Source organism: Bradyrhizobium sp. 160 (assembly GCF_023073735.1).
Taxonomy (GTDB): Bacteria; Pseudomonadota; Alphaproteobacteria; order Rhizobiales; family Xanthobacteraceae; genus Bradyrhizobium.
The window spans coordinates 213,423-232,228 of the sequence record NZ_JADPKD010000034.1; the positions used below are offsets into that span (position 1 = coordinate 213,423).

The 18,806-nt window shown below is 64.6% G+C and carries 18 protein-coding genes; 2 read left to right on the forward strand and 16 right to left on the reverse strand.

Going from position 1 to position 18,806, the window contains the following annotated elements:
• Position 1 precedes the first annotated feature (1 nt).
• From IVA98_RS14850 to IVA98_RS14865, 4 genes are all read right to left on the reverse strand, one after another.
• Positions 2-874 carry a carbohydrate ABC transporter permease gene (locus IVA98_RS14850; protein WP_247355153.1) on the reverse strand — a complete coding sequence of 291 codons (873 nt, stop codon included), beginning with the start codon at positions 872-874 and terminating at the stop codon, positions 2-4.
• Positions 875-965: 91 nt separating this feature from the next.
• Positions 966-2,279, reverse strand: a complete 1,314-nt coding sequence (locus tag IVA98_RS14855; RefSeq protein WP_247333487.1) for an ABC transporter substrate-binding protein — start codon at positions 2,277-2,279, stop codon at positions 966-968.
• A 295-nt stretch (positions 2,280-2,574) separates the two neighbouring features.
• Positions 2,575-3,525: a sugar-binding transcriptional regulator gene (locus IVA98_RS14860; protein WP_247306169.1), complete on the reverse strand. Its 951-nt coding sequence runs from the start codon at positions 3,523-3,525 to the stop codon at positions 2,575-2,577.
• Between the two features lie 8 nt (positions 3,526-3,533).
• Positions 3,534-4,199 (reverse strand): HAD family hydrolase, encoded by a 666-nt coding sequence (locus tag IVA98_RS14865; RefSeq protein WP_247306172.1) that lies wholly within the window; start codon positions 4,197-4,199, stop codon positions 3,534-3,536.
• Positions 4,200-4,479: 280 nt separating this feature from the next.
• On the opposite strand from IVA98_RS14865, the gene IVA98_RS14870 reads away from it, so the two are divergent.
• Together IVA98_RS14870 and IVA98_RS14875 are read left to right on the forward strand one after the other, a co-directional pair.
• Positions 4,480-4,626: a cupin domain-containing protein gene (locus IVA98_RS14870; protein WP_247306175.1), complete on the forward strand. Its 147-nt coding sequence runs from the start codon at positions 4,480-4,482 to the stop codon at positions 4,624-4,626.
• 3 nt (positions 4,627-4,629) lie between these two features.
• Positions 4,630-4,905 carry a cupin domain-containing protein gene (locus IVA98_RS14875; protein ID WP_346657720.1) on the forward strand — a complete coding sequence of 92 codons (276 nt, stop codon included), beginning with the start codon at positions 4,630-4,632 and terminating at the stop codon, positions 4,903-4,905.
• A 67-nt stretch (positions 4,906-4,972) separates the two neighbouring features.
• Here IVA98_RS14875 and mmsB read toward each other — a convergent pair whose 3' ends face one another.
• From mmsB to IVA98_RS14935, 12 genes are all read right to left on the reverse strand, one after another.
• Positions 4,973-6,163 carry a multiple monosaccharide ABC transporter permease gene (gene mmsB, locus IVA98_RS14880; protein WP_247278222.1) on the reverse strand — a complete coding sequence of 397 codons (1,191 nt, stop codon included), beginning with the start codon at positions 6,161-6,163 and terminating at the stop codon, positions 4,973-4,975.
• Positions 6,160-7,737, reverse strand: coding sequence for a multiple monosaccharide ABC transporter ATP-binding protein (mmsA, locus tag IVA98_RS14885; protein ID WP_247306180.1), 1,578 nt, complete (start codon positions 7,735-7,737; stop codon positions 6,160-6,162). Before mmsA ends, mmsB begins: the two co-directional genes overlap by 4 nt.
• Before the next feature lie 120 nt (positions 7,738-7,857).
• Positions 7,858-8,928 carry a multiple monosaccharide ABC transporter substrate-binding protein gene (gene chvE / locus IVA98_RS14890; RefSeq protein WP_247306183.1) on the reverse strand — a complete coding sequence of 357 codons (1,071 nt, stop codon included), beginning with the start codon at positions 8,926-8,928 and terminating at the stop codon, positions 7,858-7,860.
• A gap of 68 nt (positions 8,929-8,996) precedes the next feature.
• Positions 8,997-9,875: an SMP-30/gluconolactonase/LRE family protein gene (locus tag IVA98_RS14895; RefSeq protein ID WP_247306283.1), complete on the reverse strand. Its 879-nt coding sequence runs from the start codon at positions 9,873-9,875 to the stop codon at positions 8,997-8,999.
• Positions 9,875-10,951, reverse strand: a complete 1,077-nt coding sequence (locus IVA98_RS14900) for an aldose epimerase family protein (protein ID WP_247306186.1) — start codon at positions 10,949-10,951, stop codon at positions 9,875-9,877. Before IVA98_RS14900 ends, IVA98_RS14895 begins: the two co-directional genes overlap by 1 nt.
• A gap of 2 nt (positions 10,952-10,953) precedes the next feature.
• Positions 10,954-11,880: a Gfo/Idh/MocA family protein gene (locus tag IVA98_RS14905; protein WP_247355154.1), complete on the reverse strand. Its 927-nt coding sequence runs from the start codon at positions 11,878-11,880 to the stop codon at positions 10,954-10,956.
• Entirely contained in the window at positions 11,877-12,653 is a 777-nt protein-coding gene (locus IVA98_RS14910) for a FadR/GntR family transcriptional regulator (RefSeq protein ID WP_247306190.1), read from the reverse strand. Before IVA98_RS14910 ends, IVA98_RS14905 begins: the two co-directional genes overlap by 4 nt.
• Positions 12,650-13,630, reverse strand: a complete 981-nt coding sequence (yjfF, locus tag IVA98_RS14915) for a galactofuranose ABC transporter, permease protein YjfF (protein ID WP_247355155.1) — start codon at positions 13,628-13,630, stop codon at positions 12,650-12,652. Before yjfF ends, IVA98_RS14910 begins: the two co-directional genes overlap by 4 nt.
• Positions 13,627-14,619, reverse strand: coding sequence for an ABC transporter permease (locus tag IVA98_RS14920; protein ID WP_247278229.1), 993 nt, complete (start codon positions 14,617-14,619; stop codon positions 13,627-13,629). Before IVA98_RS14920 ends, yjfF begins: the two co-directional genes overlap by 4 nt.
• Positions 14,616-16,160: a sugar ABC transporter ATP-binding protein gene (locus IVA98_RS14925; protein WP_247306194.1), complete on the reverse strand. Its 1,545-nt coding sequence runs from the start codon at positions 16,158-16,160 to the stop codon at positions 14,616-14,618. Before IVA98_RS14925 ends, IVA98_RS14920 begins: the two co-directional genes overlap by 4 nt.
• A gap of 116 nt (positions 16,161-16,276) precedes the next feature.
• Positions 16,277-17,242: a galactofuranose ABC transporter, galactofuranose-binding protein YtfQ gene (gene ytfQ / locus IVA98_RS14930; protein WP_247278231.1), complete on the reverse strand. Its 966-nt coding sequence runs from the start codon at positions 17,240-17,242 to the stop codon at positions 16,277-16,279.
• 363 nt (positions 17,243-17,605) lie between these two features.
• Positions 17,606-18,778 carry a fumarylacetoacetate hydrolase family protein gene (locus tag IVA98_RS14935; RefSeq protein ID WP_247306196.1) on the reverse strand — a complete coding sequence of 391 codons (1,173 nt, stop codon included), beginning with the start codon at positions 18,776-18,778 and terminating at the stop codon, positions 17,606-17,608.
• Positions 18,779-18,806: the final 28 nt, after the last annotated feature.

An 18,806-nucleotide genomic window follows, 5' to 3' on the forward strand; every position in this document is an offset into this window, starting at 1 on the left:
GTCAGGCCTCCAAATTGCGACCGACGATGCGGACCAGGAAGAAAGCGACGACGTTGGCGATCGCCACGGCAACGAGGCCGCCTGCCGAGGCGCTGCCGACGTCGAACTGGATCAGCGCCTGCGAATAGATCAGGAAGGCGATGTTGGTGGTTTGCAGGCCCGGTCCGCCGCCGGTGGTGACGAAGATCTCGGCAAACACCGTCAGCAGGAAGATGGTCTCGATCAGGATCACCACCGTGATGGGACGGGCCAGATGCGGCAGCGTGATGTAGATGAACGTCGAGAGGGCGCTCGCGCCATCCATCTCGGCGGCTTCCTTCTGCTCCTCGTCGAGCGATTGCAGCGCGGTGAGCAGGATCAGCGTCGCGAACGGCAGCCATTGCCACGTCACGATCAGGATGACCGCAAACAGCGGCACATCGTTGAACCAATCGATCGGCGTCAGGCCGAACAGTGAAGCGAGCCAGGCGAACAATCCCGACACCGGATGCATCAGCAGGTTCTTCCAGACCAGCGCGCTCACCGTCGGCATCACAAAGAACGGCGCGATCACCATCAGCCGCACGAAATTGCGTCCGATCACCGGCTGGTCCATCAACAGCGCAAGGGGGATACCGAGCAGGATGGTCAGCGCCAGCACCGAGCCGACCAGCACCAGCGTGTTCTGGAGCGAGGCGAGGAAGGCGGGATCGGTGAGGAAGTAGCGGAAATTCTCCAGCCCGACGAACGATTCCGAGCCGGGATCGAGCAGGCTGTAATGCAGGGTCGAGAAGTAGATCGTCAGCGCCAGCGGGACGATCATCCAGATGAATAGCAGCCCAACCGCCGGCGTCAGAAGCGAGCGCGCAAGAAATCGCGTCTGCCGGGTTGCCATCCCTGACTTCTCCTTTCGGGAAGTAAGGCGGCCATCCATCCGGGGATGGGCGGATGGCCGCCAGTTTGAGCTCAGGTGGGAGAGCTCGGGTTCATTTGATGTAGCCGGCGCGCTTCATCTCGCGCTCGGTCGCGGATTGCGCGGCGGTGAGCGCGGCATCGACGGTCATCGATCCCGCAAGCGCGGCCGAGAATTGCTGGCCCACCTGGGTGCCAATGCCTTGGAATTCGGGGATCGCGGCGTATTGCACGCCGACGTATGGCACCGGCTTCACCGTCGGCTTGTTCGGGTCGGCCGCGTCGATCGAGGCCAGCGTCAGCTTGGCGAAGGGGGCGACTTTCAGATAGTCCTCGTTCTGGTAGAGCGAGGTCCGCGTGCCCGGCGGCACGTTGGCCCAGCCCTCCTTCGACGCGACGAGCTTGGTGTAGTCCTTGCTCGTGGCCCAGGCGATGAACTTCTCGGCCGCTTCCGTCTTCTTGGAGCCGGCGGGGATCGCGAGATTCCAGGCCCACAGCCAGTTGGCATTCTTGCCGAGCCCGGTGTTGGGCGCGAGCGCGAAGCCGACCTTGTCGGCGACCTTGGACTCCTTCGGATTGGTGACGAAAGATGCCGCGACCGTGGCGTCGATCCACATCGCGCACTTGCCGGCGTTGAACAGCGCCAGGTTCTCGTTGAAGCCGTTGGAGCTTGCGCCGGGAGGACCGGCTTCCTTCATGAGATTGACGTAGGTGGTCAGCGTCGCCTTCCATTCCGGCGTATTGAACTGCGGCTCCCACTTCTCGTCGAACCAGCGCGCGCCGTAGGAATTGGCCATGGCCGACAGGAACGCCATGTTCTCGCCCCAGCCGGCCTTGCCGCGCAGGCAGATGCCGTAGACGCCGGCGCTCTTGTCGGTGAGCTTCTTGGCGGCATCAATGACGAAATCCCAGCTCGGCTTTTCCGGCATCTTCAGGCCGGCCTTCTCGAACAGATCGGTGCGGTACATCACCATCGAGCTCTCGCCGTAGAACGGCGCGGCGTAGAGCTTGCCGTCGGCGGAGACCGCATCCTTGATCTTCGGCAGCAGGTCGGCGATGTCGTAATCGGCGCCGAGATTGGCGAGCGGCACCAGCCAGCCCTTCTTGGCCCAGATCGGCACCTCGTAGGTGCCGATGGTCAGCACGTCGAACTGACCGCCCTTGGTGGCGATGTCGGTGGTGACGCGCTGGCGCAGCACGTTCTCCTCCAGCGTCACCCATTTCACGGTGATGTCAGGGTTCTTCTTGGTGAACTCACCCGTCAGCCCCTGCATGCGGATCATGTCGCCATTGTTGACGGTGGCGATGGTCAGGGTCGTTTCGGCCATCGCGGGGATGGCCAGCAGCAGGCAAGACGCGCCGCAGACGGCGCCGAGGACGTGTTTCACGGAGACCTCCCTAGAGTCGCGCTTTTGAGTATATGCCCACGCGTTGGGCGTATGTTCAACGGACGCGCGGTGCTTGTCAAGCAGGCGCACGAGAGTTTCGGCAACTTATGAGTGCTGCGGTGCGGGAGGGGTGCGAGGTGTCGCTTCACTCTCAGCTGTCATTCCCCGCGAAGGCGGGGCATCTATGTCTCCGAACACCTGTCAGTGATCTGTCCGGTCTAAACACTGCGCGGACGATGACAGGGGTGTGGGCGGAGAGAGCGGCCGCTTCGCTGACGCGAGAGGGCCGAGCCGCCTACCGCTCCAAGATCGCCCTTGCCGTCGCCTCGTCCGTGATCAGGCCGTTGATCAGCCGTCCGTTCATCGCGGCCGCGATCGCCGGCACCTTGGGGGCGCCGATCGCGGCGCCGATCGTCGTGGTCTTGGCCGGGACTTCCGGCGGGATGCTGGTCAGGCGCTTGTTGGTGCCGGATTTGAGCAGGCGACCGTTGGAATCATAGGCCCAGCCGGTGATCTCGCCGATGGCACCTAACCGCATCATCTCGAACAATTCATCGCGGGTGACGAAGCCATCGACATGGACCTGCGCCTTCTGGTCCATCTGGCCGATGCCGACGAGGCGAAGGTCCGCCTTGGCCGCGACCGCCTTCACCTTGGCGATCGGCTCGATGCGGACCATCTTGTTGCGCTCGTCCTCCGACGACATCAGGAACGGCAACGGCATCGGATAATGCCGCGCGCCAGTACGGTCGGCGAGCCGGCCGACGGTGTCGTAGAAGCTCGCCGACCCGTCGGCGGAGATGTTGCCGACCAGCGAGACGATCTGATGATTGGGCCGGTCGATCGGCGTGACGCGCTCCACCGCGGCGCGCACCGCCCGTCCGGTGCCGAGGGCGACGATGACCGGCGTCTCCGAGCGCAGCGTGGAATCGAGCAGGTTGGCGCAACGCTCGGCGATGCCTGCGGTAGCCTGCGGCGCCGCAGGGTCGGCCGGCACCACCTCGCAATGAACCAGATCAAAGCGCTGCTTCAGGCGCGCCGCCAGTTCCATGCAGGCGGCGATGGGATGCTCGAGCCGAAACGTGATCAGCCGCTCGGCGAGGCAGAGCGAGACCAGCCGCTGCGCCGAGGCACGCGAGACCTGGAGCATCTTTGCGATCTCGTCCTGGGTATGACCGGCAATGAAATAGAGCCAGCCGGCGCGCGCGGCGTCGTCGAGCCTCGATTTCTCATTCTCGGCGGCCATGGCAGGCGTCAGACGTCCTTCCAGAAATCGCTCATGCGCTCGAAAACCCGATCGGCCCCGGCGGCCGACAATATAGCCTGCCCGTCCCGGGTGCTGTAATGGCCTCCGCCAACAAATCCCCAGACGGTCATGCCCGCCGCCTTGCCCGCCTGCAGGCCGCTGACGCTGTCCTCGATCACCAATGTGCGCGCGGGCGGTATGCGCATCTTCTCGGCCGCGTGGAGGAAAAGGTCGGGCGCCGGTTTGCCGCGCTTAACCATCTGGGCCGTGTAGATGCGATCGTCGAACAGCGGCTTGAGGCCGGTGACGTCGAGCGAGAGCGATACGCGATCGATATCGCTCGAGGAAGCCACGCAGAACGGCACCGTCAGGTCCGACACCACCGCCCCAACCCCGGGGATCGGTTCGAGCGAGGCGGCAAACGTCTCGAGCACGCGCGACTTCAATCGCGGCAGGAAGCCGTCCGGCACGGTTTGCCCGAGATCGTGGTAATGCTGCTCGATCGCCTTGGTGCTCCGCCCGAGAAAGAGTTCGAGTGCCTGCGCCTCACTGAGCGCGAAGCCGAATTCGGCCAGCACTTCGGACAGGCAGCGGCAGCTCAACAGCTCGCTGTCGACGAGCACGCCGTCGCAGTCGAAGATGATCAGATCGGGTTTCGGCCGGCCCTGGTGCATCCAGCCATTCGATCATATACCCACCGGATGAGCAATAGCTCAGCTGCAAACCCTCCCGGCGCGGTCGGCGCCTCAATGCGCCACCTGCCGGTCGATCGCCGGCAGCGCGCCGCCGGCAAACGCTTGATGCTGCCGAGGATACGCAGCCGCCGCGGCGGAACAGGGTCGGGACGTAGGATTGCGCAATTGCGTCACCCAGATCATGGGATCGCCAGAGCGCTTTGGCCCATTGCCGGAACGCGGTAAGGTTCGCGACCGCACACGACCCAATGAGTTTGCCATGCCTGAGATCATCAATCTTGGTGCGCTGCAGCTAATCTTTCTGCGGAGCAAGGACGACACCGCCGGCAGCCTCGATCTGTTCGAAATGACCCTCCAACCGAACGCGCGCATGCCGATCCCTCACTATCACGATCGCTGGGACTAAACGATCTATGGACTCAGCGGCATCTCGACCTGGCGGATCGACGGAACGGAGGTCGACGTGGCGCCGGGCGAGACCGCGTTCATCAAGCGCGGAGTGGTGCACAGCTTCACCAACCGTTCACCCCGGCCGGCGACCTGCCTGTGCACACTCACCCCCGGCGTGCTTGGCCCGCAATATTTCAAGGAAATGGCGGCCCTGCTCGCCGCCGGCACACCCGATCCGGCAAAGATGAAGGAGACGATGCTGCGCTACGGATTGGTACCGGTGCTGCAGTCCTGATCGATCGCGAGAATCGTTGGCATTGGCTTTGGCGCCATTTGCCCACCCAACGTTCTTCGCCGCGAGCTTACCGCCGCTGATTATACACGTCGATGCACACCGCCCCGAGCAGCACTAGGCCCTTGATGACCTGCTGGTAGTCGATACCGATGCCGAGGATCGACATGCCGTTGTTCATCACACCCATGATCATGGCGCCGACCACGGCACCGCCGACGCGGCCCACCCCGCCATAGGCCGAGGCGCCGCCGATGAAGCAGGCGGCAATGACGTCGAGCTCGAAGCCGAGACCGGCCTTCGGGGTCGCGGTGTTGAGGCGCGCGGCGAAGACGAGGCCGGCGAGCGCGGCGAGCACGCCCATGTTGACGAAGGTGAGGAAGGTCAGCCGCTCGGTCTTGATGCCCGACAGGCTTGCCGCCTTGGCGTTGCCGCCGACGGCATAGATCTGCCGGCCGATCACGGTGCGCCGGGTCACGAAGCCGTAGAGCGCGATCAACGCCGTCATAATGACCAGCACATTCGGCAGACCGCGATGCGAGGCGATCAGATAGGTGAAATAGAGCACGGCGCAGGCCAAGAGAACGCTCTTGCCCAGGAAGAACGCATAAGGTTCGACCTCAATGCCATGCAATTGCTCGCGCGACCGTCCCTTGGCGCTGGCATAGACCAGGCCGAGCGCGAGCACCGCACCGATCAGCATGGAGGTCGGATGCAGCGTGCCGGCCTCCGGAAGCAGTTCAGGAATGAACCCCGACGACAATTTCTGGAAGGTCGCCGGGAACGGTCCAAGCGACTGGCCCTGCAAGACCGCGAGCGCGAGGCCCTTGAACACCAGCATGCCCGCCAAGGTGACGATGAAGGACGGGATCTTGAAATAGGCCACCCAATAGCCCTGCGCCGCGCCGATGGCGGCGCCAATCAGGAGGCAGGCAATGAAGGCGAGCGTGTAGTCGATCTTGTAGGTCACCATGAGCACGGCGGCCACCGCGCCGATGAAGCCCGCGACCGAGCCGACTGAAAGGTCGATATGGCCGGTGACGATCACCAGCAGCATGCCCAGCGCCATGATGACGATGTAGCTGTTCTGGAGCACCAGATTGGTCAGGTTGAGCGGCTGGAGCAGCGTGCCGCCAGTGACGACCTGGAAGAACAGCATGATCGCCACCAGCGAGATCAGCATGCCGTAGCTGCGCAAGTTGTTCTTGATGAAGCTGCCGTGCCGGCGCTCCTCGGGCAGCGACACCGTCTTGTCGGTCATGGCTGCGATCCTCCCATCTCCGCGGCCGCACGAGCGCCGCTCCCGTTGCTTCTCTCGTTGCGCATGATGGCGCGCATGATCTTTTCCTGCGTCGCCTCGGATCCCCCAAACTCCCCGACAAAGGCGCCGTCGTTCATGACGCAGATGCGGTCGCAGATGCCGAGCAGCTCGGGCATTTCCGAGGAGATCACGACGACGCCGCGACCGGCTTCCGCCAGTTCGTTGATGATACAGTAAATCTCGTACTTGGCGCCGACGTCGATGCCCCGCGTCGGTTCGTCCAGGATCAGCACCTTCGGATCGGTCATCAGCCATTTCGACAGCACCACTTTCTGCTGATTGCCGCCGGAGAGCTGGCCTGTCTCCTGGTAGACGTCGGAGCAGCGAATCCGCATCCGGTTGCGGTAGTCGCTGGCGACCTTGAGCTCTGCGATGTCGTCGATCACACGGCCAGGCGCGACCTGGTCGAGGCTCGCCAGCGTAATGTTCTTGCGAACGTCGTCGGCGAGGATGAGGCCGAGCTGCTTGCGATCCTCGGTGACATAGGCAAGGCCGGCATCGATCGCGGCCGCGACGTTTGGCAGCATCATCTCCCTGCCCTCGAGCCGGAGACTGCCGCTGATGGTGGTGCCCCAGGAGCGGCCGAACAGGCTCATGGCGAATTCAGTGCGGCCGGCTCCCATCAGGCCGGCGATGCCTACGACCTCGCCTCGCTTGACACTGAAATTGACGGTCTTGATCACCTGCCGTTCGGGATGGACGGGATGATAGACCGACCAGTTCTCGACGGTGAGCACGGGTTCCCCGATTTTCGCGCTGCGCTCCGGAAAGCGATGGGCAAGATCGCGGTTGACCATGCTGCGGATGATGCGATCCTCCTGGATCGCCTCGGCATGGCAATCGATGCTGTCGACCGTGCGGCCGTCGCGCAGCACAGTGATGTGGTCGGCGACCTTTGCGACCTCGTTCAGCTTGTGCGAGATCAGGATCGAGCCGATACCCTGCTCGCGAAATGTCATCAGCCGTTCGAGCAGCGCGGCGCTATCGGCCTCATTGAGGCTCGCGGTCGGCTCGTCCAGGATCAGCATCCGCACCCGCTTGGACAGCGCCTTCGCGATCTCGACCAGCTGCTGCTTGCCAACGCCGAGATCCGTGATCAGCGTATCCGGCGATTCCTTCAAGCCGACCTGCGCAAGCAGTTCCCGCGTGCGCCGGTAGACCTCGTCGCGATCGATCACCCCCAGCTTCGACGGCGGATGCGACAGGAAGATGTTCTCGGCGATCGACATCAGCGGGATCAGCGCCAGCTCCTGATGGATGATGATGATGCCAAGCGCCTCGGAATCGTTGATGTCGCGGAAGCGCCGCTCCTCGCCCTCGAAGACGATAGTCCCCTCGTAGCTGCCGTGCGGATAGACCCCGCTCAGCACTTTCATCAGCGTCGACTTGCCGGCGCCGTTCTCGCCCACGAGCGCGTGGATCTGCCCGGCGTGAACCGCGAAATTGACGTCGCGCAGCGCCTGAACACCGGCAAAGCTCTTGCTGACGTTGCGCATCTCCAGCATGGCGGTCATCGGATAGTGTCCTTGGAAAGTTCACCGTCGTTCCGGGGCAGCCCAAAGGGCGAACCCGGAACCTCGAGATTCCGGGTACGATGCTTCGCATCGCCCCGGAATGACTGAGCAAGCCAGAGCCTACTGGAACTGCGACTTCTTGTAGTAGCCGCTGTCGACCAGCACCTTCTCCCAATTGTCCTTGTAGACCACGACCGGCTTAAGCAGATAGGACGGCACCGTCTTGACGCCGTTCTCGTAGGTCTTGGTGTCGTTGACGGTGACCTGCTTGCCGGCGAGCGCCGCGTCGACCATATCGGCGGTCACCTTGGCGAGGTCGCGGGTGTCCTTGAAGATGGTCGAATACTGGTCGCCGCGCAGCATCGCCTTGATCGAGGGCACCTCGGCGTCCTGGCCGGAGATGATGGGCATCGGCTGGTCCGCGCTGCCGTACCCGACGCCCTTCAGCGAGGAGATGATGCCGATTGAGATGCCGTCATAGGGCGACAGCACAGCATTGATCTTCTTGTTGCCGTAATAGGCGCTGAGCAGATTGTCCATGCGGGCCTGCGCGGTGGCGCCATCCCAGCGCAGCGTCGCCACCTTGTCCATGCCCATCTGGCCGGAGACGACGACGAGCTTGCCGCTATCGATGTAGGGCTTCAGAACGCTCATGGCGCCGTTGTAGAAGAAGTAGGCGTTGTTATCGTCGGGCGAGCCGCCGAACAGCTCGATGTTGAAGGGTCCCTTGCCTTCCTTGAGGCCGAGCCCCTGCTCGATCGACTGCGCCTGGAGCACGCCAACCTGGAAATTGTCGAAAGTCGCGTAGTAGTCGACATCCGGCGTGCCGCGGATCAGGCGGTCATAGGCGATCACGGTGATGCCCTTGGCTTTGGCCTGCTTGAGCACGTCGGAGAGCGTGGTACCGTCGATCGCGGCGATCACCAGCGCCTTCGCGCCTTTGGTCACCATGTTCTCGACCTGCGAGAGCTGGTTCGGAATGTCGTCCTCGGCATATTGCAGGTCGGTGTTGTAGCCGCGCTCCTTCAGCACCTTGACCATGTTGTTGCCGTCGTCGATCCAACGCGCCGAGGATTTGGTCGGCATGGCGATGCCGACTGTCGCCTTCTGAGCAAAGGCGGCGACGCCTGTGGCCATCGTGGCAGCGCCGGCCAGCGCGAGCGCGAGGAATGTCGTCTTCAGTTTCAGCATGTTTCACTCCCTTTGGGTGTCAGACTGTTCTTTCGTTTCGAGGACAGAGGTCGGTTGCTTCGGGTCTCCTATGCGAGCTTGACGTCGGGCTCCGCGCGACCACGCGCGGACGCCTCCAGCAGAAAGGTGTGGCCTGCTTGCGGATCGGCAGCACGCGCCGCCGTGTCCATGTCCTGCCAGGCGGAGGTAACGAGGAGACGCGACAGATCGGGGCCGACGAAAGCCGGGCAACTCGCCTGTTTCGCTGGAACGCTCAAGGAGCGCAGGCGCTCGCCCTGCGGAGAGTAAATATCGATGCGGCCCGCGCCCCAGCAGGCGTTCCAGATCTGCCCGTCGGCGTCGCACACCGAACCGTCGAGGCCGCCGATGCCGGTGTGGCGCAGCAGCACCTCCGGCTCGCCGCGCGGCAGGCCGGTCCCGGGATTGAGCGGCACGGCGTAGAGCACAGCCCGCGCGCTGTCGGCGAAATAGCCAATGGTGCCCTCCGGCGAGAAGCAGATCGAGTTGGGAATGCTGATGCGGGGGAACAGCAGCGAGATCTTGCCGCGATGAAACGCGTAGATCGCGCCTGCCCCCGGCTCCGCCTTGCGGCCCATGGTGCCGATCCAGAACGTGCCGGACTGATGCACCCGCGCGTCATTGGAGCGCGTCGCCGGATTGTCGGCTTCGAGCGGGCAGAGCAGCGTCATCATGCCGTCAGCGAGCTCGCGGACGTAGAGGCCGTCTTCCGCGACGATCAGCTGACGCTCGGCGTCGATCCTGCCGAGCGCACTCGCCATCCGGCCGAGCGCATGGACGCGGACGCCACCTCCGCCGAGCTGCGCCTCGAACAGCAGCCCTTCGCGGATGTCGAACCACCAGGCCGTGTCGGTGGTCGCGTCGTAGGTTGGCCCCTCGCCGAGATGGCAAGGATGATCCGAGAGCACAGACGTCGGCACCTCTTCCATCATGGCGTCCTCACCGAAAAGCGATAGACCGTGTGATGGCGATAGACCTCGCCGGGTGAGAGCCGCGGGTTCGGGAAATCCGGCCGGTTCGGCGCGTCAGGCCAGATGTGCGGCTCCAGGCATATCGCGTCCGACTGCCGGACGAGCTTGCCACCCTTCCCGGAGATCGTGCCATCGAGATAATTGCCGGAATAGACCTGCAGGCCGGGCTGATCGGTGAACAACTCCATGATGCGCCCCGAGCGCGGCGCCTCCAGCCGGGCCGCGAAAGCAAGCTTGCCGTCACGCGCGAGACAGTACGTGTGATCGTAGCCTCTGCCGTTGCGCAATTGCTGATCGCTGTCGCGGATGCGCTCGCCGACGCGTCGGGCTTCGCGGAAGTCGAACGGCGTGCCGGCAACGCGACGCGGCGGCTCCGGCAGCGGAATGGCCGTGGGATCGATCGCGAGAAAATGCTCGGCGGCGACCGTCAGCTCATGATCAAGGATGGGCGTACCCGACGTCGCACCCTCCAGATTGAAGAAGCTATGGTTGGTGAGATTGACGATCGTCGGCCGGTCCGTGCAGGCCTCCATGCTCAGCGACAGCTCGGTCGGACCGGTGATGCGATAGGTCAGGCGCACATCGAGCCGGCCCGGATAATTTTCTTCGCCATGCGGGCTGACATAGGTGAGCGTCACCGCGGGCTCGGCGCTCTCGTCGATCTCCGCAATCTCCCAGAGCTTGCGGTCGAAGCCATCGAGGCCACCGTGCAGCGCATGAGGGCCGTTGTTGACGGCGAGCTGCACAGTCTCGCCGTCAAGCGAGAACTGCCCGTTGGCGATGCGGTTGGCGTAGCGGCCGACCGTGGCGCCGAGGAACTTTCGTTCGGCGAGATAGCCAGGGAAGGCATCGTGGCCGAGCACGACATCGTCATAGCCGCCCTTAGCGTCCGGCGCGATCAACGCCTGGATCACCGCGCCATGAGTGATGATGCGCGCTTCGAAGCCGCCCTCCCCGCGCAGCACGACGCGCTCGACCGCGCGACCGTCCGGCAGTGTTCCGAAAGCGTCTCTTGTGATTCTCGAGCCAGCCATTGTCAGTCCACAAATGGTTCGACGATCGACCGCTTGCCGAGCAGGAAGGCATCGGCGACGAGACGCAATGGCGCCAGGTCAACATCGCTCGCGCCGGTCGCAGCGAGATCGACGAAGCGCCGGTACAGCTCCCGATATTCCTCATCGGGCGCCTCGGCAACGGTCTTGCCGTCGATCGCCATCCGCCTGCCACCACCGGACAGCGTCAACTGGCCCTGATCGGTTTCCACGAGGATATCCCAGCTCTGCGGCCCGGTCTGGCGGAAGTCGAATTCGGCACTGATAGGCAGGCCGTCGATGTCAGTCAGCGTCAGGTTCGCCGCGATCGGTGCCTGGCAGTTGGCCGGAAAGGCCAGCTCGGCCGCGGTGACGAACACGGGTTGCGGAAGGATTGTGGTCAGGATCGACAGCGCATTGATGCCGGGATCGAACACGCCGAGGCCGCCCGGCTCCCAGATCCAGCCCTGCCCGGGATGCCAGACGCGGACGTCTTCCTTCCAGCTGATGTGCACGGTGGCGATGCGGCGCTCGGCGAGCCATTGCCGCGCCGGCTCGACCGCCGGCGCGTAGCGCGAATGCCAGGTTGCAAACAACGTCCGCTTCGCCGCCGCTGCCATCGCGATCAGCGGATCGAGCTCGGCGACGCCGGTGCCGGGCGGCTTCTCCAGCATGATATGCTTGCCGGCGGCGAGCGCCGCGGCCGCCTGGGCGCGGCGCACCTGCGGCGGCGTGCAGAGCGACACTGCGTCGATCGGCGGCCCCTTCTCCAGCAATTCCTCGATGGTGGCGAAATGCGGCAGCCCCGGCAGCGAGGCGCTGCGGCTGGCGACAGCCGCGAGCGTCGCATCCGGTGTCGCGGCGATTGCATCGAGGTGCTGGTCGCGCGCGATCTTGCCGAAGCCGACGATGGCGATGCGAAGTTCGGTCACGCTTGCTCTCCAGTATTCGCAGGTGGCAGCGGATCCGCCGGCGCGGCCTCGATCACAGTGTGTTCGTGCCGGCTCATGCCGTTGTGAATGACGTAGACCATCGCCTCCGAGGCGCCGTCAGCATCCCCCGCTGCAATGGCATCGACGATCTTTTGATGCCAGAGCAGCACGGTGTCGCGGTCCTCCGGCGCGACCGGGGCGCTCAGCAGGAACGAGGCGCGCAGCGCTGCCTCGATGACATGCCCGATCGAGCGCATGAACAGATTGCCGGAGGCGCGCGCCACCCCAACATGGAGCGCGAGGTCGGCATCGGCAAAGCCGACGGAGTCCGACGCTTCAAGCCGCATGCGATCCATGCAGCGACGGAGCTCAGCGACGTCGTCTTCGGACCGGTGCATAGCTGCGAGAACGGCGGCGCGCGGCTCGACGGCGAGACGGATCTCGGCGAGGTCGTTGAGGAAGCGCTTGTCGATGCCGGCGTCCAGATGCCAGGCCAGCACGTCGGCGTCGAACATGTTCCAGGCGCCGCGCTCGCGCACGACGGTGCCGACGCGCGCCTTGGTGGTGAGCAGCCCCTTGGCCACCAGCGTCTTGACGCTCTCGCGCAGCACCGGCCGCGACACGCCGAACATCGCGATCATCTCGGCATCGCCGGGCAGCCGCGTTCCCTCCGCATAGCGGCCGGCGATGATATCGACGCCGATCGAGCGGGCCACCTCCGCATGGTTGGAGTGGGCCCGCCGCGTCGGGATGACGACGATGCGTGAGGTCATGAGGTTGCTCCTGCACTCTTCCTCACCGGCCGTCGTGCCAGCGCGACCAGTCCCTGCTGCAAGGCGATGAAGGCGAACAGCAGAATGCCGGTCGCGATCTTGGTCCACCAGCTCGACAGCGTGCCGTCGAAATTGATGTAGGTCTGAATCAAGCCCTGGATCAGCACGCCGAGGAAGGTGCCGAACACCGATCCCTGGCCGCCCGTGAGCAGCGTGCCGCCGATCACGACGGCCGCGATGGTATCGAGCTCGACGCCGACCGCGGAGAGCGAATAGCCGGCGCTGGTGTAGAAGGAGAAGACAATGCCGGCGATGCCAGCGAGCAGGCTCGACAGCATGTAGATCTTCACCGTCATCTTGCCGACTGCAACGCCCATCAGGCTCGCGGTGGCCCGGCTGCCGCCGAGCGCATAGACATTGGCGCCGAAGCGGGTGAGATGCAGCAGCAGGGCGCCGCCGATCACGATCACCAGCATGATGATCGCGATGGCCGTCAGCCGTCCGCCGCCGGGCATCCGCAGCGCGAAGTCCGACATGGTGGAGTAGACCGGCGCGGTGATCGGTACCGATTCCGTCGAGAGCAGGAAGCTCGCACCGCGCGCGAGGAACATGCCGGCGAGCGTGACGATGAAGGGCGGCAGGTCGAAGACGTGGATCACGGCGCCCATTGCAGCCCCGAACCCTGCCGATAGTACGAGGATGGCGACGAAGGCCACCAGCGGCGGCACGCCCCAGCGCTCGATGGCCAGCGCCACGAACACGGTCGTGAAACCGATCACCGAGCCGACCGAGAGATCGATGCCGCCGGAGATGATGACGAAGGTCATGCCGGTCGCGACGATGCCGAGAAAGGCGTTGTCGGTGAGGAGATTGCCGACCACGCGGGTCGAGGCAATGTTGGGGAATTGCATCGCGCAGAGCGCAAAGCCGGCGACCAGCACGATGGCGGTGATGAGGACGGGCGGCAGGCCTTTCATGCTTTGGACCTCCGCAGTCGCGCGGCTGTCCCGGCAATGCCGGCGAATTTCGGCGATTGCAGCAAGAGCACCGCGAGCACCACCACCGCCTTGACCAGCAAATTGAACTCCGGCGGATAGCCGGACAATAAGATGCCGGTGTTCATGGTTTGGATGATCAGCGCACCCAACACGGCCAGTACCAGGCTGAAGCGGCCGCCGAACAGCGAGGTGCCGCCGATCACGACCGCGAGGATGGCGTCGAGCTCGAGCCAGAGGCCGGCATTGTTGGCATCCGCACCCATAATATCAGCGGCTGCAATCACGCCCGCGAGCGCGGCGCAGACGCCGCACCAGACATAAACCGACAATATCATGGCGCGCGTGCCGACGCCGGCGAGCTCGCTCGCCCGCGCATTGCCACCGGTCGCCTCGATCAGCAGCCCCAGCGCCGAGCCGCGCACCACCGCGCCGGTGAGGATCAGCATGCCAAGGGCAATCGCGACCGGCACCGGCAGGCCGAGCACAGCGCCATTGCCGAGCCACACCAAATCGGGCGAGGAGAAAGTTACGATGCGCCCCTCGGTAATCAGCTGGGCGATGCCGCGGCCCGCCACCATCAGGATCAGCGTCGCCACGATCGGCTGCATGCCGAGCACGGCGACGAGGAAGCCGTTCCAGAGGCCGCAGACGAGTCCGGCACCAAGCGCAGCCCCCAGCACGATCGGCAGACCGTGGCTGTCGGCGAGGCTCGCCGCAATCGCGCCCGAGATCGCCATGACCGCACCCACCGACAAATCGATGCCGCGCGTGGCGATCACCAGCACCATGCCGAGCGAGAGCAGCGCCACCGGCGTGCCGCGGTTGAGCACGTCGATCAGGCTGCCGAACAGCCGGCCGTCCTGAAGACGCAGGTCGAAGAATTGCGGCGACACCACGCGATCGACCGCCAGGATGACGATCAGCGCGAGGATCTGGGCAAGGCCGCGGCGCGGCAACAGCGCTGTCATGCCCGCCCCTCATGCGCGATCGCGGCGCCATCGGCGGCGATGGCCGCGAGAATGCTGCCGACGTCGATCGCCTCGCCCGCGAGCTCCTCGACATGGGCGCGGTCGCGCAGCACCACGACGCGATCGGAATAGGTCACGATCTCATCGAGTTCAGAGGAGATCACGAGCAGTGCCAGCCCATCGTCGCAGAGTTCGCGGATCAGGCGGATGATCTCGGCATGCGCGCCGACATCGATGCCGCGGGTCGGCTCGTCCAACACGAGCAGCCGCGGCGAGGTCGCAAGCCAGCGCGCCAGCAGCACTTTCTGCTGATTGCCGCCGGAGAGCAGGCCGACCGGGCGTTCGGCATCTGCCGGGCGGATGTCGAGCATCTTGACGTAACGACGCGCGATCTCGTCCTGCTCGCGCCGCGACAGCGGCCGATGCAGCCCGCGCTTGGCCTGGAGCGCGAGCACGATGTTCTCGCGCACGCTGAGCTCGGCGACGATACCGTCGGTCTTGCGCTCCTCCGGGCAATAGCCAAAGCCGTGGCGGACACCGTCGCGCGGCGACTGGAGCCGCACCGGTGCGCCCTCCACCGTCGCCTGGCCGCGATCGGCGCGTTCGGCGCCGAACACCAGCCGCGCCGTCTCGGTCCGGCCCGAGCCGAGCAGGCCGGCGAGACCAACGACCTCACCATGTCGCAGCTCGAGATTGAACGGCGCGACGTAGCCGGCTTTGCCGTAATTCTCGAAGCTCGCGCAGATCTCGCGCGCCTTGTGCTCAGTGGCAGACGCCCGTGCGCGGGTGGTCTCGGCCAGCTCGCGGCCGAGCATCATCCGGATCAATTCCAGCCGCGGCAGCGAAGCGGTTTCGCGCTCGCCGACCAGGCGGCCGTTGCGCAGGACGGTGATGCGGTCGGAGATCTCGTAGACCTGGTCCAGGAAGTGGCTGACGAAGACGATACCGATGCCACGTTTGGCGAGCTGGCGCATGATGCCGAAAAGGATGTCGACCTCGTGGCGGTCGAGGCTCGCGGTCGGCTCGTCCAGGATCAGCACGCGCGCGGAGAGATCGACGGCCCGCGCGATCGCGGTGACGTGTTGCACGGCGACAGAATAGCTGCCGAGCGGCGCGGCGACATCGATATCGAGGCCAAAGTCCGCGAGCAAGGCGTTGGCGCGGCGACGCATCTCGCCCTCGCGGACAATGCCGAAACGCATCGGCTGGCGGTCGAGAAACAGATTTTGTGCCACCGAGAGGTTCGGCAGCAGGTTGACTTCCTGGTAGACGGTGGCGATGCCGGCCTGAAGCGCCGCCTTGGCCGAGCGCGGCGCGACCTCTTCACCGCCGAGCCTGACGATGCCGGTATCGCGTGGGAACACGCCGGTGACCGCCTTGATCAGCGTGGATTTGCCGGCGCCGTTCTCGCCGAGCAGCGCATGGATCTCGCCGGCGCGAAGCGTGAAGTCGACCTCTTGCAACGCTCGCACAGCACCGAAGCTTTTGCTGATCCCGCGCACCTCCAGAAGGGCCGGAGCAGGATCGGGGCTGTTCTCCATGACAACGTCACTCCCGGCAATGCCCGCTAACGATGCGGTCACCCAGCCTATTCGTTCGCGCAGCAGATTCGAAGCGCGCGGTCGGACCGCAAGACGCGGTCCGACCGGCATCCGCCTCAGTAACCGAGGCCCTTCTTGCTGTCATAGATCTTCTGCGGATCGTCGGCGGCGGTATAGAGCTTGGATTCGGTCTGGATCCACTTCGGCGGAACCGTGCCCTTGTCCTTGAAAGCCGCAATCGCATCGAGCGCGGGGCCGGCCATGTTCGGCGTCAGCTCGACAGTCGCATTGGCCTCGCCCGCGGCCATCGCCTTGAAGATATCGGGGACGGCATCGATGGAGACCGTGAGAATCTCCTTGCCGGGCTTGAGGCCGGCTTCCTTCATCGCCTGGATCGCGCCGACCATCATGTCATCATTATGCGCGTAGACCGCGCAGATCGACTTGCCGCCGCCTTCGGCCTTGATGAAGCTCTCCATCACCTCCTTGCCCTTGGCGCGGGTGAAGTCGCCGGTCTGGCTGCGCACCACCTTCAGGTTCGCGTGCTTGGCGATGGCGGTGTCGAAACCCTTCTTGCGGTTGGCGGCGACGCTCGCGCCGACCGTGCCCTGCAATTCGACGATGTTGCAGGCTTTCGTCCCCACAGTCTTGGCCAGCCAGTCGCCGGCCACCTCGCCTTCGTGCACGCTGTCGGAGGTGACAGCGGTGAGATAAAGATCCTTGCCCGAGGGATCGATGTCGCGGTCGAGCAGCACGACCGGGATCTTGGCCTCCTTGGCTTCCTTCAACACCGAATCCCAGCCCGTCGAGACGACAGGCGCAAGGAAGATCGCATCGACATTCTGCGCGATGAAGGAGCGGATCGCCTTGATCTGGTTCTCCTGCTTCTGCTGCGCGTCGGCGATCTTGAGATTGACCTTTCGCTTGGCGGCTTCCTGCTTGGAGACCGAGGTCTCGGCCGCGCGCCAGCCGGATTCCGATCCGATCTGCGAGAAGCCGATGGTGAGCTCGGCGGCATTCGCCGGCAGGGCGAGCAGCAACGCGGTCGTGGCGCTGGCCGCAAAGAGGGCTTTGAGGGTCATCAGGCGTGTCTCCCAAGATGTTTATCTGGGGGGGCCGGTTGGTAGCATGGCACCCGCAGGCCAGCCTTCGAGCCAGCGACAGGCACTATTTCACGGAAATCTAGCCCCGTATAGTCATATTATTTTACTATTGGGATGAAGGAGGAGGGATGCGGGCTTTGCGCAGACGACACGCTCAGCGGGATTTTGTTCCGCCGATACAACGGGTAGATGAAGGAAATTATACGGCTCGGCTGCCGCCGCCGGGCCTGTGCGGACCATCCACGCCTGACCCACCGGGACAAAGGACGTGAATGCCCGGGATAAGCCCGGGCATGACGACCTTCTGCAAATTCGCTTATGCGAAATCGAAACGCAGGGGCGCTAAATCAGCTTCCGCTGCGCCAGGTTCTTCATCAGCGCACCGATTCCAAACGTCCACGGCTCGCACTCGTCGCTGGTGCGCATGCGGTTGACGAGCTTGCCGAGCTGGGGCGCGGCGATCGTGACGATGTCATCGCGCTTGTGGGTGAAGCCCTGTCCCGGCGCATCGCGATCCTCGACGGGAGCGAACATCGTGCCGAGGAACAGCACGAAACCATCTGGATATTGATGCACCTTGCCGATGGTCTGTTCGACGAGATCTGTCGGATCGCGGCTGATCTTGCTGATCGAGGAATGGCCGTTGAGGACGAAACCGTCCTGTCCCTTGACGTTCAGACTGATGTCCAGCTTGCGCGCATCGTCGAGCGAGAACGTATCGTCGAACAGGCGCAGCAGCGGGCCGATCGCGCAGGAGGCGTTGTTGTCCTTGGCCTTCGACAACAGCAGCGCCGAGCGGCCCTCGAAGTCGCGCAGGTTCACGTCGTTGCCGAGCGCGCCGCCGACGATTTTGCCGCGGCTCGAGACGAACAGCACGAGCTCCGGCTCGGGGTTGTTCCAGGTCGATTTCGGATGCAGGCCCGCATCCATGCCCGTGCCGACCGACGACAATGTCGGCGCCTTGGTGAAGACCTCGGCATCGGGACCGATGCCGACCTCGAGATACTGGCTCCAGGCGTTCTGGTCGATCAGCACCTGCTTCAGATGCATCGCCTGGTCGGAGCCGGGCTTGAGCTTCGAAAGATCATCGCCGATCAGCCGCGTCACTTCTTTGCGGATTGCTTCGGCCGAAGCCGGATTGCCCTTGGCGCGCTCCTCGATCACGCGCTCCAGCATCGAGATCGCAAAGGTGACGCCGGCGGCTTTCAGAGTCTGGAGGTCGACGGGAGCAAGCAGCCACGGTTTTTGAGGATCGCGCTGGTCCGGCGGCGTATTGGTGACGATCGCCTCGAGATCGCCGATCCTCTCACCCTTGGCCGCCCTAAGCGCGTTGGCTGGATCGTCCGCTTCGCAAAGCGTACTGATGGTGGGAAACTCTGCGGTAACATCGAAGACGCCGTCACCACGTACAGCGACGACGGCGGGGCCATTCACCTGCGGCAGCCAGACGCGGCCGGCCAGCGTTCCCCGCGTGCCGTCCTCGGGGAGAAGGTCTTTAACCGTTAATGTCGTCATGGCCGCGTCCTCGCTGTTTTCGGATCGG

Coding starts and splice junctions, on each gene's coding strand:
- IVA98_RS14850 (WP_247355153.1), bottom strand. CDS start 874: ATGGCAACCCGGCAGACGCGATTTCTTGCGCGCTCGCTTCTGACGCCG.
- IVA98_RS14860 (WP_247306169.1), bottom strand. CDS start 3,525: ATGGCCGCCGAGAATGAGAAATCGAGGCTCGACGACGCCGCGCGCGCC.
- IVA98_RS14865 (WP_247306172.1), bottom strand. CDS start 4,199: ATGCACCAGGGCCGGCCGAAACCCGATCTGATCATCTTCGACTGCGAC.
- IVA98_RS14870 (WP_247306175.1), top strand. CDS start 4,480: ATGCCTGAGATCATCAATCTTGGTGCGCTGCAGCTAATCTTTCTGCGG.
- mmsB (WP_247278222.1), bottom strand. CDS start 6,163: ATGACCGACAAGACGGTGTCGCTGCCCGAGGAGCGCCGGCACGGCAGC.
- mmsA (WP_247306180.1), bottom strand. CDS start 7,737: ATGACCGCCATGCTGGAGATGCGCAACGTCAGCAAGAGCTTTGCCGGT.
- chvE (WP_247306183.1), bottom strand. CDS start 8,928: ATGCTGAAACTGAAGACGACATTCCTCGCGCTCGCGCTGGCCGGCGCT.
- IVA98_RS14895 (WP_247306283.1), bottom strand. CDS start 9,875: ATGGAAGAGGTGCCGACGTCTGTGCTCTCGGATCATCCTTGCCATCTC.
- IVA98_RS14900 (WP_247306186.1), bottom strand. CDS start 10,951: ATGGCTGGCTCGAGAATCACAAGAGACGCTTTCGGAACACTGCCGGAC.
- IVA98_RS14910 (WP_247306190.1), bottom strand. CDS start 12,653: ATGACCTCACGCATCGTCGTCATCCCGACGCGGCGGGCCCACTCCAAC.
- yjfF (WP_247355155.1), bottom strand. CDS start 13,630: ATGAAAGGCCTGCCGCCCGTCCTCATCACCGCCATCGTGCTGGTCGCC.
- IVA98_RS14920 (WP_247278229.1), bottom strand. CDS start 14,619: ATGACAGCGCTGTTGCCGCGCCGCGGCCTTGCCCAGATCCTCGCGCTG.
- IVA98_RS14925 (WP_247306194.1), bottom strand. CDS start 16,160: ATGGAGAACAGCCCCGATCCTGCTCCGGCCCTTCTGGAGGTGCGCGGG.
- ytfQ (WP_247278231.1), bottom strand. CDS start 17,242: ATGACCCTCAAAGCCCTCTTTGCGGCCAGCGCCACGACCGCGTTGCTG.
- IVA98_RS14935 (WP_247306196.1), bottom strand. CDS start 18,778: ATGACGACATTAACGGTTAAAGACCTTCTCCCCGAGGACGGCACGCGG.